Origin of the sequence: Streptomyces graminofaciens (assembly GCF_030294945.1) — a bacterium.
GTDB lineage: Bacteria > Actinomycetota > Actinomycetes > Streptomycetales > Streptomycetaceae > Streptomyces > Streptomyces graminofaciens.
The window spans coordinates 3,784,589-3,800,256 of sequence record NZ_AP018448.1 but is presented as its reverse complement, the minus strand read 5'-3'; the positions used below and the strand labels follow the sequence as shown (position 1 = coordinate 3,800,256).

Annotated in this window: 15 protein-coding genes and 1 pseudogene; 4 read left to right on the top strand and 12 right to left on the bottom strand. The window is 69.1% G+C overall.

Annotated features, from left to right (window positions below; all coding sequences use genetic code 11):
* Window positions 1–56 precede the first annotated feature (56 nt).
* Window positions 57–1,079, top strand: coding sequence for a CDP-alcohol phosphatidyltransferase family protein (locus tag SGFS_RS16265; protein ID WP_286251010.1), 1,023 nt, complete (start codon window positions 57–59; stop codon window positions 1,077–1,079).
* Window positions 1,080–1,156: 77 nt separating this feature from the next.
* Here the strand turns inward: SGFS_RS16265 and SGFS_RS16260 are convergent, their stop codons facing one another.
* Entirely contained in the window at window positions 1,157–3,424 is a 2,268-nt protein-coding gene (locus tag SGFS_RS16260; protein WP_286251008.1) for an MMPL family transporter, read from the bottom strand.
* 247 nt (window positions 3,425–3,671) lie between these two features.
* On the opposite strand from SGFS_RS16260, the gene SGFS_RS16255 reads away from it, so the two are divergent.
* From SGFS_RS16255 to SGFS_RS16245, 3 genes and pseudogenes are all read left to right on the top strand, one after another.
* Entirely contained in the window at window positions 3,672–4,223 is a 552-nt protein-coding gene (locus tag SGFS_RS16255) for a DUF1697 domain-containing protein (protein WP_286251007.1), read from the top strand.
* 66 nt (window positions 4,224–4,289) lie between these two features.
* Window positions 4,290–4,892, top strand: coding sequence for a TIGR03086 family metal-binding protein (locus SGFS_RS16250; protein ID WP_286251005.1), 603 nt, complete (start codon window positions 4,290–4,292; stop codon window positions 4,890–4,892).
* A 54-nt stretch (window positions 4,893–4,946) separates the two neighbouring features.
* A pseudogene (locus tag SGFS_RS16245) lies at window positions 4,947–5,583 on the top strand (mycothiol-dependent nitroreductase Rv2466c family protein).
* On the opposite strand, the gene SGFS_RS16240 reads toward SGFS_RS16245, so the two are convergent.
* From SGFS_RS16240 to SGFS_RS16190, 11 genes are all read right to left on the bottom strand, one after another.
* Window positions 5,580–6,029 carry a hypothetical protein gene (locus tag SGFS_RS16240; RefSeq protein ID WP_286251004.1) on the bottom strand — a complete coding sequence of 150 codons (450 nt, stop codon included), beginning with the start codon at window positions 6,027–6,029 and terminating at the stop codon, window positions 5,580–5,582. The pseudogene SGFS_RS16245 and the gene SGFS_RS16240 sit on opposite strands and share 4 nt — an antisense overlap.
* Before the next feature lie 93 nt (window positions 6,030–6,122).
* Window positions 6,123–6,890 (bottom strand): sirohydrochlorin chelatase, encoded by a 768-nt coding sequence (locus SGFS_RS16235; RefSeq protein WP_286251003.1) that lies wholly within the window; start codon window positions 6,888–6,890, stop codon window positions 6,123–6,125.
* A 74-nt stretch (window positions 6,891–6,964) separates the two neighbouring features.
* A complete protein-coding gene (locus SGFS_RS16230) occupies window positions 6,965–7,888 on the bottom strand; it encodes an ABC transporter permease (RefSeq protein ID WP_286251002.1) in 924 nt (307 codons plus the stop codon).
* The gene (locus tag SGFS_RS16225) at window positions 7,875–8,660 is read right to left on the bottom strand and encodes an ABC transporter ATP-binding protein (protein ID WP_286251001.1); all 786 of its coding nucleotides are present in this window, start codon (window positions 8,658–8,660) and stop codon (window positions 7,875–7,877) included. The genes SGFS_RS16230 and SGFS_RS16225 overlap by 14 nt, the downstream gene beginning before the upstream one ends.
* Before the next feature lie 36 nt (window positions 8,661–8,696).
* A complete protein-coding gene (locus SGFS_RS16220; protein WP_286251000.1) occupies window positions 8,697–9,806 on the bottom strand; it encodes an aliphatic sulfonate ABC transporter substrate-binding protein in 1,110 nt (369 codons plus the stop codon).
* A gap of 235 nt (window positions 9,807–10,041) precedes the next feature.
* Window positions 10,042–11,376, bottom strand: a complete 1,335-nt coding sequence (locus SGFS_RS16215; RefSeq protein ID WP_286250998.1) for a sulfate adenylyltransferase subunit 1 — start codon at window positions 11,374–11,376, stop codon at window positions 10,042–10,044.
* A gap of 2 nt (window positions 11,377–11,378) precedes the next feature.
* Window positions 11,379–12,317 carry a sulfate adenylyltransferase subunit CysD gene (gene cysD, locus SGFS_RS16210; protein WP_286250996.1) on the bottom strand — a complete coding sequence of 313 codons (939 nt, stop codon included), beginning with the start codon at window positions 12,315–12,317 and terminating at the stop codon, window positions 11,379–11,381.
* Window positions 12,314–12,880: an adenylyl-sulfate kinase gene (gene cysC, locus SGFS_RS16205; RefSeq protein ID WP_286259947.1), complete on the bottom strand. Its 567-nt coding sequence runs from the start codon at window positions 12,878–12,880 to the stop codon at window positions 12,314–12,316. The genes cysD and cysC overlap by 4 nt, the downstream gene beginning before the upstream one ends.
* Window positions 12,881–12,918: 38 nt before the next feature.
* A complete protein-coding gene (locus SGFS_RS16200) occupies window positions 12,919–13,674 on the bottom strand; it encodes a phosphoadenylyl-sulfate reductase (RefSeq protein WP_286250994.1) in 756 nt (251 codons plus the stop codon).
* Window positions 13,671–13,850 carry a hypothetical protein gene (locus SGFS_RS16195; RefSeq protein ID WP_286250992.1) on the bottom strand — a complete coding sequence of 60 codons (180 nt, stop codon included), beginning with the start codon at window positions 13,848–13,850 and terminating at the stop codon, window positions 13,671–13,673. Before SGFS_RS16195 ends, SGFS_RS16200 begins: the two co-directional genes overlap by 4 nt.
* Window positions 13,847–15,538 (bottom strand): nitrite/sulfite reductase, encoded by a 1,692-nt coding sequence (locus SGFS_RS16190; RefSeq protein ID WP_286250990.1) that lies wholly within the window; start codon window positions 15,536–15,538, stop codon window positions 13,847–13,849. The genes SGFS_RS16195 and SGFS_RS16190 overlap by 4 nt, the downstream gene beginning before the upstream one ends.
* Between the last annotated feature and the right edge of the window lie 130 nt (window positions 15,539–15,668).

Sequence of the window (15,668 nt, the reverse complement as noted above, 5' to 3'; positions counted from 1 at the left end):
ATGAACGACTTCCAAGCTGGGCCTGAACTCCCATCGAACGCCAGGAAGTTGACCCCATGCGCCGAGACATACCCGACCTCGCAGAGGTGCGCCGCATCACGCAGAAGAAGCGCGATGCCTGGTGGACCGTGCTGCTCGTGGACCCGGTGGCCACACCGCTCGTGCGGCTCACCGCGAAGTACACGAGGATCACGCCCAACCAGCTGACCTGGGGTGCCTTTGTGCTGGGCCTGGTCTCGGCGGCCTTTTTCGCGCTGGGTGACTGGCGCTGGCTGGTCGCCGGAGCCGTCGTCTACCACCTGAGCTTCATCCTCGACTGCATGGACGGCAAGGTCGCCCGGCTCACCGGTCAGGGCTCCGTGTTCGGGGCCTGGCTGGACTTCGTGTTCGACCGCATCCGGGTGGCGGCCTGTGCGGTGGCCCTGATGGCCGGTCAGTACCACCGCACGGGTGACACCCTCTACATCTGGCTCGCCGCCGCCGTCATCGGGCTGGACACCCTCCGGTACATCAACTCCCTGGAGATCTTCAAGATCCGCCACTCCATGCGGAAGCAGATCAAGGCCCGGGTGAGGGCGGCCCGCCGTGCCGAGAACGCGCGCGAACTCGCCTTCATGGAAGACCTGCTGCGCGACAACCCCGAGGCCGACATCGAGCAGGACCTGGAGAAGGCCGCCGCTGTCAGCCCCGATCACCTCGACCGCCCCGGGTACTCCGAGAACTCCGAAGGTCCTGAGAACCCCGACGGAACGGCCACGGAAGACGCCGCCGATACGCCGAAGGCCCAGGTCGTCGACCTGCACCAGGAGTTCCGCCAGAAGTTCCCCGCCTATCTGCGCGCCCGCTCCTTCCTCCTGCGCCACCGCATCCGCCCGCATCTGATCAGCGGCATCGAGTTCCAGATGGGCGTCTTCATGATCGGCCCGTTCCTCGACACGGTGATCGAGGCGACCGTCGTCTCCGGCGCCATGCTCCTCGTCTTCGAACTCGCCATCATCTACAAACTGTTGCTGTCGACCCGGGACTTCACCCGCACCATCGACTCCTTCGACCGCGACGACGTGACCAAGGCGGCCTGAGGGCCGTCCACGCGGGACAGCAGTGTGGCCGGGGTGCGCGCGCACCCCGGCCACCCGCGTGCTCACCAGAGCCCGGCTCAGACCCGTACGGTCTCCTCCGTACGACCCTCATGAGGCAGCGGCTCCGGCTCCGGCGACTCGTCGTGGGTGAGGTCCGGCAGGCGGTTCAGCCACTTCGGCAGGTACCAGTTGCGCTCGCCGAGCAGGGCCATCACCGCCGGGAGGAGTACACCCCGGATGATGGTCGCGTCGATGAGGACCGCGGCCGCGAGGCCCACGCCCATCTGCTTCATGGACTGCATGGACAGCGTCCCGAAGATCGCGAACACGGCGACCATGATGACGGCGGCGCTGGTGACGACCCCGGCCGTGGTGACCACACCGTGCTGGATCGCGTCCTTCGTCGTACGACCCCGCAGCCGCGCCTCACGGATCCGCGAGACCACGAACACGTGGTAGTCCATCGACAGCCCGAACAGGATGACGAAGAGGAACAGCGGCAGCCAGGTGATGATGGCGCCGACGCCCTCCGCGCCCACCAGCGAGGCGCCCCAGCCGTGCTGGAAGACCGCGACGAGGATGCCGTACGCGGCGCCGACCGACAGCAGGTTCAGCACGATCGACGTGACCGCGATGGTCAGGGAGCGGAACGACAGCAGCATCAGCAGGAAGGCGAAGACCACGACGAAGGCGAAGACCGGGGTCACCGAGCCGACGAGCTGGTCGTTGAAGTCCTTCGAGCCCGCGACCTGCCCGGTGATCGGCGCCTCGACGCCCTCGACCCTGCCGAGCGTGGCCGGCCGTACCTCGTCGCGCAGCTTGTCCAGGCTCGCCCCGGCCCTGTCCAGGTCGGAGCCGCCCACCAGCGGCACATACACGAACGCCACGTTCTGCGCGTCGTGCACCTTGATCTCGACCGGGCCGCGCGAGGCGCCCGAACTGATCGCCTCCGCACGGAAGTCGGCGAGGGCGCCCTTGACCTCGGCGGAGTCGATGTCCTTCGCCTTCACGATCACCTCGGCCGGCTCGGAGCCGCCCGGGAAGGCCTCGTTGACCCGGTCGTACGTCTGCACGATCGGCAGCGAGTCGCCGAACTCCTGGTCCAGGGTGAGGTTCTGCGTCTTCATGCCGAGCGCGGGCGCCGCGATCGCCAGCAGCACACCACAGGCGACGACGAGGGAGACCGCGGGCCTGGCGAGCACGACCCGCAGGACACCGGTCCAGAACCGGCTTTCCCCGCCCGCGGTACGGCCGTTGCCGTTCTTGCGGCGCTTGTCGGGGTGCAGGAACGGTATCCGCCCCTTCTCCACGCGCTTGCCCAACAGCGACAGCAGCGCGGGCAGCACGGTCACCGAGCCGACCATCGCGACCGCCACGACCATCAGCGAGGCCAGGCCCATCGCCTCGAACTCGGCGAGCCCGGTGAAGAGCATGCCCGCCATCGCCACGCACACGGTCACACCGGAGACGATGATCGCCCGGCCGCTGGTCGCGGCGGCGATCCGCAGCGCCGTCTCGGCGTCCCGGCCCGCGGCCCGCTCCTCGCGCTCCCGGCGCAGATAGAACAGGCAGTAGTCGACACCGACGGCCAGCCCCACCAGCAGCATCACCGAGTTGGCCGCGTCGGTCATCGGGACCAGATGGCTGACGATGCCCATCAGGCCCATCGTCGCCGCGATCGCGGTGATCGACAGCGCCACCGGCAGCAGCGCCGCCACCACCGCGCCGAACGCGATCAGCAGAATGCCGAGGGCCACCGGTACGGCGGAGAACTCGGCCGTCTGGAAGTCGTCCCCGAAGGCGTCGTCGAACGTCTTGTTCATGCTGGCGCCGCCGATCTCCTCGATCCGCAGCGTCTTGTGGTCGTCCCGCACCCCCTCGACGGCCTTGAGCACCGGCTCGATCCGCTCACCGGCGGTCTCCGCGTCGCCCTTCACATCGAACTGCACAAGAGCGCTGCGACCGTCCTTGGAGATGGTCTTCGTCACGTACGGCGAGGTGACGTCCTTGACCTCGCCGGTGCCGTCGACCGCCTCGACGACCGCGTCCACGGCGGCCCGGAACTCGGGGTCCGTGGCCGTGAGCCCCTTGTTCTTCGCCTGGACGAGGACGGTCTCGCTCGCCGGTTCCTCGATCCCGGCCTCCTCGATGATGTGGGCGGCCGTACTGGTCTCGCCCTTCAGCTGGTCGCTGTCCTTGACGTCGGCCCGGCCCACCGCCGAGCCGATCCCCATGGCGAGGACGACGAACAGCACCCACACGCCGACGGCCGCCCATCGGTGCCGGGCACTCCAGCCGCCGGCCCGGGCGGCGATTCCCCGCACCCGTACGTCTCCGTTCCCCATGACGGGCAAGCCCCCTCGTGAGCGGTGGCGACCCCCTGCCGCCACCTTTCGTTTCGAAGGTATGAGCTGGATAAACTCATCTCATCGTGCTGCCCGGTGAGCCTCGGACCTCCGGAATCATCCCCTCGGAGGCCACGGTCTCGGCATCAGGGAGGACAGCGACCCCCTACACGTATCCGCATCCCTCGGGGCCACGACTCAGGGTGCGCGGCCGCCATCAGCGACGGAGCCGCCTTATCGTGACCCCATGACGACGTACGCGGCGCTCCTGCGCGGCATCAATGTGGGCGGCAAGAAGAAGGTGCCGATGGCCGAACTCCGGGCCCTGCTGGAGGGCCTGGGGTACGCGGGGGTGGCCACGTATCTCCAGAGCGGCAACGCGGTCTTCACCACCGACCCGGGTGACGAGGAGTCCCTCGCCACCGGCATCACCGCCGCCATCGAGAAGCACCTCGGCTTCACGGTGGATGTCCTGGTCCGCGACCACGCCTACCTGGAGGCCGTACGAGAGGCCTGCCCCTTCCCGGCGGTGGAGCTGGAGGGCAAGCAGCTGCACGTCACGTACTTCTCGCACCCGGTGACCGCCGACCGCTTCGAGTCGATCGACCGACAGGCGTTCCTGCCCGAGGAGTTCAGACTCGGCGACCGCGCGCTGTACCTGTACGCCACGGAGGGCCTGGGCCGCTCGAAACTGGCGGAGACACTGTCGAAGCCACGCCTGACGAAGGGCTTGATCGCGACGACGCGCAACTGGAACACGGTGGTCAAGCTGGCGGAGATGACGAGGGCTACCGGATAGGGCCGCCTTCAAGGGCTGTCGCGTTTGTTCAAGAGGACCGGGCGAGCTGTCCCTAGCGTGAGGTGCATGAAGAACCACGACATGCATCCGTACATGGCCGAATGCGCCGCCGAGGCGGCCCGTGTCGCACGGGGCGTCACGGCGGCGCAGCTCCCTCTGCCCACGCACTGCCCAGGCTGGGACATCCGCACCCTGGTCAACCACTGGGTCCTCTACACCTCGCACGGCCTGGAGCACCGCGCCCTGCGCAAGCCCCTCCCCGAGGAGCTGACCGAGCGGGACTTCACCGCCGACCCGGACTGGGCCGAGGCGTACGCCGCCCAGCTGGACCGGGCGGTCGCGGCCTGGGCCGACCCGGCGATGTGGGAGGGCGAGATCGACCTCGGCATGGGTCCGCTGCCGGCCGCCGACCTCGCCGGGATGATCATCAAGGAGACGGCGGTGCACGGCTGGGACGTCGCCACCGTCACCGGCCAGGAGTTCCGCGTCTCCGAGGACGCCGCCCGGCTGATCCTCGACGTGGTCGCGACCCACGGCGACCTCTACCGCCAGTACGACGGCTTCGCCGACCCCGTACCCGTCCCCGCCGACGCGCCCGTCTTCGACCGAGCCCTGGCGTCGAGCGGCCGGAACCCGAGGCAGCAGGCCGTCAGCAAAGTGGACCACTGAAAACTCCAGGATTGGATCAGCCACCTGAACCAATCGGCGACTACGGTCGACACCATGACCAGCACCGCCGCAGCCTCCGCCCCCAACCGCGTCGACTTCTACTTCGACCCCGCCTGCCCCTTCGCCTGGATCACCTCCCGGTGGCTGCTGGAGGTCGAACGCGAGCGCCCGCTCGACCTCCGCTTCCACCCGATGAGCCTGTACCTGCACAACATCGGCAACGAACTCCCCGACTGGTAGCGGGAGTTGGTGGACAGGTCGATCGGCCCGGTGCGGGTCGCGGTGGCCGCCGCCGAGCGGCACGGCGAGAAGGTCCTGCGTGACCTCTACACGGCCTTCGGTACCCGCATCCACGAGCGGAAGGCCGAGTTCGGCGAGGACTTCGACGCGGTGATCGCCGACTCCCTCACCGAACTCGGCCTCCCGGCCGACCTCGCGCCGCCGCGCACGATCCGGCGTACGACGAGGCCGTGCGCCGGACCCACGAGGCCGGGGCCGAACCGGAGTCGGGCGGATACGTGGGCACGCCCACCGTCCACGTCGACGGCACGGTGTGGTTCGGCCCCGTACTGCGGGCCGTTCGCGAGGACCCCGGGCGGCCGAACTCTTCGACAGCTTCCGGGTGCTGGCCGGCCACCCCGACTTCTTCGAGCTCAAGCGGACCAGGACCGGGGCGCTGAGCTTCGACTAGTTGATGCAGGCCATCCAGGCCGGGTAGCTGGCGCTGGGACCCACGTACAGGGCCGCGCAGGCGTGGCCGTTCTTCTTGGTCGCCTTGGTGACCTCGATGTAGGAGTCACGCTTGACCGTGGGGTACTTGTCGTTGTGCCAGGTCTTCTGGTTGGTGACCGTCAGCCGGGCCTTGAAGGAGCTCTTGTTGTAGCTCTTGACCGAGGCGACGAACTGGTTCGTCTTCGCGCCCGCGTTGCCCTTGGTGCGGTAGGTGATGCAGACCTTCACGTTGTGCCGCTCGTCGCACTTCTGCGTCTTGAGCTTCTTCGCCGCGGCGGCCTGCGTGGTGACGGCCGTGGTGGTCGAGGCGCTCGCCGCAGTGGCCGTGCCGGCCAGGACGGGCGTGGCCGAGGCGATCAGGGCCGCCGTGATCAGGCCCGTCGTCGCAGTGGTCTTCAGTCGCACAGTTCTTTCCTCCCGTTGGGTGGTGCACTTGAATGCTTTCGCGTAATCAGGTGCGCTACAAGGGAGTTGAGGTGTATCTGGGGCAAATGTGGCCTAAGATGCAGTGTCCAGAAGGGCAAGTCCGGACGCGGCCGGACGCCACGCGCGCAGCGCGGCCGTGTACCGGTGCAGCAGCAGTGCGGCCAGTTCGGGGGAGGGGCCGAGGACCTCGGCCAGGACGTCCGCGCCGGCCTCGGCCGCGCCCGTGGCGATACGGTCCGGCAGCCGGCCGGGAGCGATGACGTACGGCGCCACGGCCACCCGTTCGCAGCCGAGCGCCCGCAGCTCCCGTACCGCGTCCTCCGTGCGGGGAAGGGACGCGGAGGCGAACGCGGGTCGCACGGCGCACCAACCGGTGTGCCGCCACTCCCGCGCGATTGCTGCGATCACCGCGATCGCCTCCGGGTCCGTGGACCCCGCCGAGGCCAGCACGACCCCGGTCGAGGACTTGTCGGCGGGGCTCAGCCCCGCCTCGTACAGCCGGCGTTCGAGCGCCATCAGCAGCAGCGGCGACGGGCCGAGCACCTCCGTCTGCCGGATGCGCAGCTGCGGCGGCGCGTCACGCAGGACCGCCGGGATGTCCGCCTTGGCGTGGAAGGCCCGGGTCAGGAGCAGGGGGAGGGCCACGACGTCGCGTACGCCCTCCGCCGCCAGCTTTTCCAGCACGCCTTGCACGGACGGGACGTTGAAGTCCAGAAAGCCCGTCTCCACGCGCAGCCCCGGTCGCATCGCCCGCACCCGACGCACCAGGGCGTGCACGGTGGCGGCGTGCCGCGGGTCGCGGCTGCCGTGGGCGATGACGAGGAGTACGGGGCTGCGCATGGGGAGACGGGCTCTTTCGGATCTCTCGGCTCTGTTGCTTGTCAGGTTGTCCCTACTGGGTTTCCGGCCTTCTCTCAGTTCTTCACGAGGAGGCCGCGGCCGCGCAGGATCCGCCGCTCCAGGGGGCTGAAGATCAGCAGGTCGATGGCGACACCGACGAAGAGGATCAGGATGATCGCCTCGAAGACCACGGCCATCGAGTTCGCGTTACGGCCGACCTCCAGCAGGGCGCCGAGGCCCAGACCCAGGTCGGGCGAGGAGGCGATGATCTCCGCCGCCATCAGCGAGCGCCAGGAGAACGCCCAGCCCTGCTTCAGACCCGCCAGATAGCCCGGCAGCGCGGCCGGCATCACGATGTGCCAGGCACCCTTCAGCCCCGTCGCGCCCATCGTGCGGCCCGCCCGCAGGAACAGCGGCGGCACCTGGTCGATGCCGGAGACGAGACCGTTGGCGATGGACGGGACCGCGCCGAGCAGGATCACCGCGTACATCATCGAGTTGTTCAGGCCCAGCCAGAGCACGGCCGGCGGCACCCACGCCACCGACGGCAGCGACTGCAGACCGGACAGGATCGGGCCGATCGCCGCGCGCACGAACTTCACCCGGGCCACCAGCAGACCCAGCGGCGTACCGATGGCGATCGCCAGCAGGAAGCCGAGCAGACCGCGCGAGATGCTCGTCCAGACGTACTCGAGGAGCTTGCCCTCGAGCCAGGCCTCCTTGAACTCGTTGCCCACGTCGGCGGGCGACGGCAGCTTGGTGAGGTCGGTGACGATCTTCAGCGAGATCAGCGCCTGCCAGACCACCAGCACCACGAGGATGGCGATGATCGGCGGCAGGATCTTGGTGCGGGCGGTGACCCGGAACGGAGTGGCGCCCGTGACCCCGATCTCCAGGGCGTCCAGACCGGCCTCGAGACCGACGATCGTGTGGTTGCCCGCGGCCCGCGCCTCGGAGGTGTCCGTGAGGCCCGTCGTCTTCGTGTCACTGCTGGCCATGACGGCGGATCTCCTCACGCAGTTTCTCGGTGATCTCGATGGACAGTTCGGCCACGGGCGCGTCCTCGATACGGCGCGGCTGCGGGATGTCCACCCGCCACTCCTGGGCGATGCGACCCGGACGGGAGGACAGCAGGATGACCCGCTGCGCGAGCCGTACGGCTTCCCGCACGTTGTGCGTGACGAACAGGACCGACAGACCCGTCTCCTCCCAGATCCGGGTCAGCTCGTCGTGCAGTACGTCGCGGGTGATCGCGTCGAGCGCCGCGAACGGCTCGTCCATCAGCAGGAGACGGCTCTCCTGGGCCAGGGCGCGCGCCAGCGCGACACGCTGGCGCATACCACCGGACAGCTCGTGCACACGCTTGCCGTACGAGCCGTTCAGCCGAACGAGTTCGAGCAGTTCCTCGGCGCGGTCGCGCCGGTCGTTCTTCGGTACTCCCCCCAGCTTCAGGGCGAGTTCGATGTTCTTGCCCGCGGTCAGCCACGGGAACAGGGCGTGCTCCTGGAACATCAGAGCGGGGCGCCCGTCGGTCGTGATGCTGCCCTGGGACGGGGCGTCGAGCCCCGCCACCAGGTTCAGCAGCGTCGACTTGCCACAGCCCGAGGCCCCCAGGAGGGTGACGAACTCGCCCGGCGCGACATCGAGGGTGATGTCGTCCAGGACGAGTTGCTGCCCGGTCGGCCCGGCGAAGGACTTCGATACGTGCTCGATACGGGCGGCGTGCTCCACTGCCTCGGCGTTGTCGGCCTTGGCGAGGGTGGTGGCCATGGTCGTCACCTCCTGGGGACTCGTCGGTCTACCGGGTTACTTGACGCCGAGACCGGCGTCGTCGACCTCGGACTCGCCCTCGGACTTGAGGACCTTGTTGAGGATCGTCAGGTCGTAGATGCCGTCGAGCTTCGGGTCCTCCAGCAGACCGGCCTTCACCGCGTGCTCCGCCTCGGTGTTGAGGGTGGCGGCCAGCGGGTCGTTGGTGAACTGGATCGACTTCCACGCCGGGTCGAGGACGTCGGCCGGCAGTTCCTTGCCGGAGTCCACCTTGAGGCGCGCGTTGGCCGCTGCCTTCGCCTTGGCCGGGTCGGAGTTGATGAAGGCGTTCGTCTTGACCGCGCCGCGCAGCACGGCCTCGACGACCTTCGGGTGCTCCTTCAGGAAGTCCTGCCGCACGATGATGTTCGTGATCACGAACTTCTTGTCCGGCCACAGGTCGGCCTCGTCCAGCAGCACCTTGGCGCCCTCGGCGACGAGCTTGGACGCGGTCGGCTCCGGCACCCAGGCGCCGTCGATGGAGCCGGACTTGTAGGCGTCAGGGGTGATCTTGTTGTCCGTACGGACCACGGAGACGTCGCCCTTGCCGCTCTCGGCGTCGACCTTCCAGCCCTGCTCGGCGATCCAGTTGAGGAACGCCACGTCCTGGGTGTTGCCGAGCTGCGGGGTCGCGATCTTCTTGCCCTTGACGTCCTTCAGGGACTTGATCTTGTCCGGGTTGACGACGAGCTTCACACCGCCGGAGGCCGAACCGCCGATGATGCGCAGGTTCTTGCCGGCGGACTTGGTGTAGCCGTTGATCGCGGGGGAGGGGCCGATCCAGCCGATGTCGATCGACTTCGAGTTGAGCGCCTCGATCTCGGAGGGCCCGGCGTTGAAGGTCGTGTACTTGGCCTCGGTGGCGCCGAGTTCCTTCTGGAAGATGCCCTCCTGGTTGCCGACCAGGGCGGTGGCGTGGGTCAGGTTGCCGAAGTAGCCGATCTTGACCGTGTCGAGGCCTTCGATCTTCTTGGCGCCGGCGGCGACCTTGGGGGCGTCGTCGTCCTTGGCCTCGGAACCGTAGCCGCAAGCGGCCAGGGCGAGCAGCGGGAGTGCGGTGATGGCCGCGAGGGAGCGCCGGAAGGCGGCGGAGCGGTTGGCAGGCACGGGAGGTGTTCCTCTCGTTGGCCCGGCGGTCACGGCCTTTCGGGGCGTGGCCGGGGGGTCAGGAAAACGGTCTTCGTCGCAGCCGGGACGTCGGGTGGGGGGACGGGGCGCGCAAGCAGTGCGCGTACGTCATCGCACACATCGCGCGACTCCGCCCTGCCCGCTGCCGAGGGCGCCGCTGCCGACCCGGCCGCCCTCCTTCGCGAACGTCGCGTAGTAATCCACGGGGGTCATGTCAGAAGTCCCACCCGTCGTCCTCGGACTCGTCCTTGACGGGCTCCGGGGAGGCGAACGACTCGCCGACCATGCCGGCGGTCAGCGTCGTGCCGTCCGCCGGGTCGATCAGGATGAACGAGCCGGTGCGGCGGGAGTCGGCGTACGAGTCGACCGGCAGCGCCTCGGCGGTGCGGATCTTGACCCGGCCGATGTCGTTCGCGACGAGCTGTCCCGGGTGCGGGTGCAGGGACAGGTCGTCGAGCGTCAGGCGGGACGGGATGTCCTTGACGATCGCCTTGACCGTGCGGGTGCCGTGCTTGAGGAGCACCCGGTGGCCCACCGTCAGCGGCTGGTCCGCCACATGGCAGACGGTCGCCTCGATGTCCTGCGTGGTCGCCGGCGCGTCCTTGCTGGGCACGATCAGGTCGCCGCGCGAGATGTCGATGTCGTCCTCGAGGAGGAGGGTCACCGACTGCGGGGTGTAGGCCACCTCGACCGGCTTGCCGAGCAGGTCGATGCCCGTGACCTTCGTCGCTCGGCCCGACGGCAGCACGGTCACCGGGTCGCCGACGCGGAACGTACCGGCCGCGATCTGCCCCGCGTACCCCCGGTAGTCCGGGTGTTCGGCGGTCTGCGGACGGACCACGTACTGCACGGGGAGGCGGGCGTGGCAGTGCGCCAGGTCGTGGCTGACCGGCACGGACTCCAGGTGCTCCAGGAAGGTCGGGCCGCCGTACCAGTCCATGTTGGCCGACGGCTCCACCACGTTGTCGCCGGCCAGCGCCGAGATCGGGATGGAGGTGATCTCCGGGACGCCCAGCTCGGACGCGTACGCCGTGAACTCCTCGGCGATCGCGGCGAAGACCTTCTCCTCGTACCCGACGAGGTCCATCTTGTTGACGGCGAGGACCACGTGCGGGACGCGCAGCAGCGCGGCGATCGCGGCGTGCCGGCGGGTCTGCTCGACGACGCCGTTGCGGGCGTCGACCAGGATCACCGTCAGCTCGGCCGTGGAGGCACCCGTCACCATGTTGCGGGTGTACTGCACGTGGCCGGGCGTGTCGGCGAGGATGAACCGGCGCCGGACCGTGGCGAAGTAGCGGTACGCCACGTCGATCGTGATGCCCTGCTCCCGCTCGGCCCGCAGACCGTCCGTCAGCAGCGCGAGGTCGGGACCTTCCTGCCCCCGCGAGGCCGACACGCGCTCCACGGCCTCCAGCTGGTCGGTGAGGACCGACTTGGAGTCGTGCAGCAGCCGCCCGACGAGCGTGGACTTGCCGTCGTCGACGGAACCGGCGGTGGCGAACCGCAGCAGGGTCGTGGCCGAGAGCTCCTCGGCGGTGATCGTGCTCATGCTTAGAAGTACCCCTCGCGCTTACGGTCTTCCATCGCGGCCTCGGACATCTTGTCGTCGGCGCGGGTCGCGCCGCGCTCGGTCAGCCGGGAGGCGGCGATCTCGGCGATCACGGCGTCCAGCGTCGTGGCCTCCGAGTCGACGGCACCGGTGCAGGACATGTCACCCACGGTCCGGTAGCGGATGAGGCGCTTCTCGACGGTCTCGCCGTCCTTCGGCCCGCCCCACTCGCCGGCGGTCAGCCACATCCCGGCCCGCTGGAACACATCACGCTCGTGCGCGAAGTAGATCTCCGGCAGTTCGATGCCCTCGCGGGCGATGTACTGCCACACGTCCAGCTCGGTCCAGTTGGACAGCGGGAAGACGCGGACGTGCTCACCGGGCGCGTGGCGGCCGTTGTACAGGTTCCACAGCTCGGGGCGCTGGCGGCGAGGGTCCCACTGCGAGAACTCGTCCCGCAGCGAGAACACCCGCTCCTTGGCGCGCGCCTTCTCCTCGTCGCGACGGCCACCACCGAAGACGGCGTCGAACTTCTCCGCCTGGATCTTCTCGGTGAGCGGCACGGTCTGCAGGGGGTTGCGGGTGCCGTCCGGACGCTCCTTCAGCACACCCCGGTCGATGTAGTCCTGCACGGAGGCCACATGCAGCCGCAGGTTGTGCTGGGCCACCGTACGGTCGCGGTACTCGATGACCTCGGGGAAGTTGTGCCCGGTGTCCACGTGCAGCAGCGTGAAGGGGACCGCCGCCGGGGCGAACGCCTTCAGGGCCAGGTGCAGCATGACGATGGAGTCCTTGCCACCGGAGAAGAGGATGACCGGCCGCTCGAACTCACCCGCCACCTCGCGGAAGATGTGCACGGCCTCGGACTCGAGGGCGTCCAGGTGGGACAGGGTGTACGGGGTGCCGGTCTCCTCGGAGACGGCCGCGACGGTCGTCGTCATGCCAGACCCCTCTCGGTGAGCAGCTGGTGGACCAGGGCCGCGGACTCCGCCACGGTCTGGTCCTGCGATTCGATGCGAAGGTCCGGCGAGGCGGGCGCCTCGTACGGGTCGTCGACACCGGTCAGCCCCGAGATCTCCCCCGCGGCCTGCTTGGCGTAGAGCCCCTTCACATCGCGTACGGAGCACACCTCGACCGGCGTGGCCACATGCACCTCGACATACGCGGCGCCGCTCGCCTGGTGGCGCTTGCGGACGGCCTCGCGGCTGTCGGCGTAGGGCGCGATGACGGGCACGAGGGCCTTGACGCCGTTACGGGCCAGCAGGTCGGCGAGGAAGCCGATGCGCTGCACGTTGGTGTGCCGGTCGGCGCGGCTGAAGCCGAGGTCCGCGGTGAGGAACTCGCGGATCTCGTCGCCGTCGAGGACCTCGACGAGGTGGCCCTCCGCACGCAGTCGGCCCGCGAGCTCGTAGGCGATGGTGGTCTTGCCGGCACTCGGCAGACCCGTGAGCCAGACGGTGGCTCCGGTGGCTCCGGTCGTCACTTGGTTCTCCTGGTTCTTCACAGGAACGGGGTCGTTGCTCTTCGTGGGCACGGTCGCGGTCACAGGTGCAGCCCGCACTCGGTCTTGCCGCTGCCCGCCCAGCGGCCGGCGCGCGCGTCCTCGCCCTCGGCGACCCGCCGGGTGCAGGGGGCGCAGCCGACGGAGGCATACCCGTCCATGAGCAGCGGGTTGGTGAGCACGCCGTGCTCGGCGACGTACGCGTCCACGTCGTCCTGTGTCCAACGGGCGATCGGTGAGATCTTGACCTTGCCGCGCTTCTCGTCCCAGCCGACGACGGGGGTGTTCGCCCGGGTCGGGGACTCGTCGCGGCGCAGGCCCGTCGCCCACGCGTCGAAGCGGGTCAAACCCTCTTCGAGCGGCTTGACCTTGCGCAGGAAGCAGCACAGGTCCGGGTCGCGGTCGTGCAGCTTGGGACCGTACTCGGCGTCCTGCTCGGCGACCGTCTGACGCGGGGTGATCGTGATGACGTTGACGTCCATCACGGCCTCGACCGCGTCCCGGGTGCCGATGGTCTCCGGGAAGTGGTAGCCGGTGTCGAGGAACACGACGTCCACGCCGGGCCTGGCCCGGGAGGCGAGGTGCGCGACCACGGCGTCCTCCATGGAGGAGGTCACGCAGAAACGCTTGCCGAAGGTGTCCACGGCCCACTGGAGGATCTCCAGGGCCGAGGCGTCTTCGAGGTCACGGCCGGCCTGCTCGGCGAGCGCCTTGAGTTCGGCGCGCTTCACCGCTTCCGGGCCGGTCGCGTCCTCCAAGGACGCGGATGTATCGGAATCCGCCTGAACGGTCGTCATATCTGATCCCCTCCGCTGTCGGCTCGCTGAAGCCCCCGGGCCAGCAGCCCGAGGAACTTCAACTGGAAGGCTCGATTGCAGGCTCCGCATTCCCACGCGCCATGTCCCTCTTCGTTCGGGCGCAGGTCCTCGTCACCGCAGTAGGGGCAGTGGAAGGGGGCGGCTCGCTCGCTCACGAAAGGGCCTCCTCGGTGGCGCGCCCGGCCCAGGTCGCGAACCGCTCGCCGTCCTCGCGCTCCGCCTCGAACCGCTTGAGGACGCGCTCGACGTAGTCGGGCAGCTCCTCGGCGGTCACCTTCAGACCGCGCACCTTGCGGCCGAACCCGGCCTCCAGGCCCAGCGCACCGCCCAGGTGCACCTGGTAGCCCTCGACCTGCTCGCCCTGGTCGTTGAGGACGAGCTGGCCCTTGAGACCGATGTCCGCCACCTGGATACGCGCGCAGGCGTTCGGGCAGCCGTTGATGTTGATGGTGATCGGCTCGTCGAAGTCCGGGATACGGCGCTCCAGCTCGTCGATCAGCGAGGCGCCGCGCGCCTTGGTCTCGACGATGGCGAGCTTGCAGTACTCGATGCCGGTGCAGGCCATGGTGCCGCGCCGGAACGGGGACGGCTTGACCGTGAGGTCCAGCGCCTCCAGGCCGGAGACGAGGGAGTCGATCTGGTCCTCGGTGACATCGAGCACGATCATCTTCTGCTCGGCGGTGGTACGGACCCGCCCGGACCCGTGTGCCTCGGCGAGCTCGGCGATCTTCGTGAGGGTGGTGCCGTCCACGCGGCCGACGCGCGGGGCGAACCCGACGTAGTACCGGCCGTCGTTCTGCTGGTGGACACCCACGTGGTCGCGCCAGCGCTGCACGGGCTGGTCCGGCGCGGGGCCGTCGACGAGCTTCCGCTTCAGGTACTCGTCCTCCAGCACCTGGCGGAACTTCTCGACGCCCCAGTCGGCGAGCAGGAACTTCAGACGGGCGCGGGTGCGCAGCCGCCGGTAGCCGTAGTCACGGAAGATCGAGATGACGCCCTCGTAGACGTCCGGGACCTCGTCCAGCGGGACCCAGGCGCCGAGCCGCTGCCCGATCTTGGGGTTGGTGGACAGACCGCCGCCGACCCAGACGTCGAAGCCGGGGCCGTGCTCGGGGTGGCGGACACCGACGAAGGCGACGTCGTTGATCTCGTGCGCCACGTCGAGCAGCGGCGAGCCGGAGATCGCGGACTTGAACTTGCGGGGCAGGTTCGAGAAGTCCTTGTTGCCCACGATCCGGCGCTGGATCTCCTCGATGGCCGGGGTGCCGTCGATGATCTCGTCCGAGGCGATCCCGGCGACGGGCGAACCGAGGACGACACGGGGCGTGTCACCGCAGGCCTCGGTCGTGGACAGCCCCACGGCCTCGAGCCGGTCCCAGATCTCGGGCACGTCCTCGATGCGGATCCAGTGGTACTGGACGTTCTGCCGGTCGGTCAGGTCGGCCGTGCCCCGGGCGAACTCCTGCGAGATCTCACCGATCACCCGCAACTGCCGCGTGGTCAGTCGGCCGCCGTCGATGCGCACGCGCAGCATGAAGTAGCTGTCGTCCAGCTCCTCCGGCTCCAGGATCGCGGTCTTGCCGCCGTCGATCCCGGGCTTGCGCTGGGTGTACAGCCCCCACCAGCGCATACGTCCACGCAGGTCGTTGGGGTCGATCGAGTCGAAGCCGCGCTTCGAGTAGATCGTCTCAATGCGTGTCCGCACATTGAGACCGTCGTCGTCCTTCTTGAACTGCTCGTTGCCGTTGAGCGGGGTGTGGTGACCCGCGGCCCACTGTCCTTCGCCACGGTGACGGCTCACCTTGCGGCGGGGCGTGGCGGAGTTCTGCGGGGTGGCGGCCATGGTTGTTACGTCCTTCGGGACAGGCGGGAACGCGGCTCAGACCTGCGCTTTTGGGCGCGTTACGGCATGCGTGCCGGGCATGCGCGTCATTGCGCAGGCGAGGCGGTGAGGGGAAAGCGGCGGTGCTGGG

Excerpts from the sequence above, each read along its gene's own strand:
- SGFS_RS16265 (WP_286251010.1), top strand. The coding sequence starts at position 57 with ATGCGCCGAGACATACCCGACCTCGCAGAGGTGCGCCGCATCACGCAG.
- SGFS_RS16260 (WP_286251008.1), bottom strand. The coding sequence starts at position 3,424 with ATGGGGAACGGAGACGTACGGGTGCGGGGAATCGCCGCCCGGGCCGGC.
- SGFS_RS16255 (WP_286251007.1), top strand. The coding sequence starts at position 3,672 with ATGACGACGTACGCGGCGCTCCTGCGCGGCATCAATGTGGGCGGCAAG.
- SGFS_RS16250 (WP_286251005.1), top strand. The coding sequence starts at position 4,290 with ATGAAGAACCACGACATGCATCCGTACATGGCCGAATGCGCCGCCGAG.
- SGFS_RS16235 (WP_286251003.1), bottom strand. The coding sequence starts at position 6,890 with ATGCGCAGCCCCGTACTCCTCGTCATCGCCCACGGCAGCCGCGACCCG.
- SGFS_RS16230 (WP_286251002.1), bottom strand. The coding sequence starts at position 7,888 with ATGGCCAGCAGTGACACGAAGACGACGGGCCTCACGGACACCTCCGAG.
- SGFS_RS16225 (WP_286251001.1), bottom strand. The coding sequence starts at position 8,660 with ATGGCCACCACCCTCGCCAAGGCCGACAACGCCGAGGCAGTGGAGCAC.
- SGFS_RS16215 (WP_286250998.1), bottom strand. The coding sequence starts at position 11,376 with ATGAGCACGATCACCGCCGAGGAGCTCTCGGCCACGACCCTGCTGCGG.
- cysD (WP_286250996.1), bottom strand. The coding sequence starts at position 12,317 with ATGACGACGACCGTCGCGGCCGTCTCCGAGGAGACCGGCACCCCGTAC.
- SGFS_RS16200 (WP_286250994.1), bottom strand. The coding sequence starts at position 13,674 with ATGACGACCGTTCAGGCGGATTCCGATACATCCGCGTCCTTGGAGGAC.
- SGFS_RS16190 (WP_286250990.1), bottom strand. The coding sequence starts at position 15,538 with ATGGCCGCCACCCCGCAGAACTCCGCCACGCCCCGCCGCAAGGTGAGC.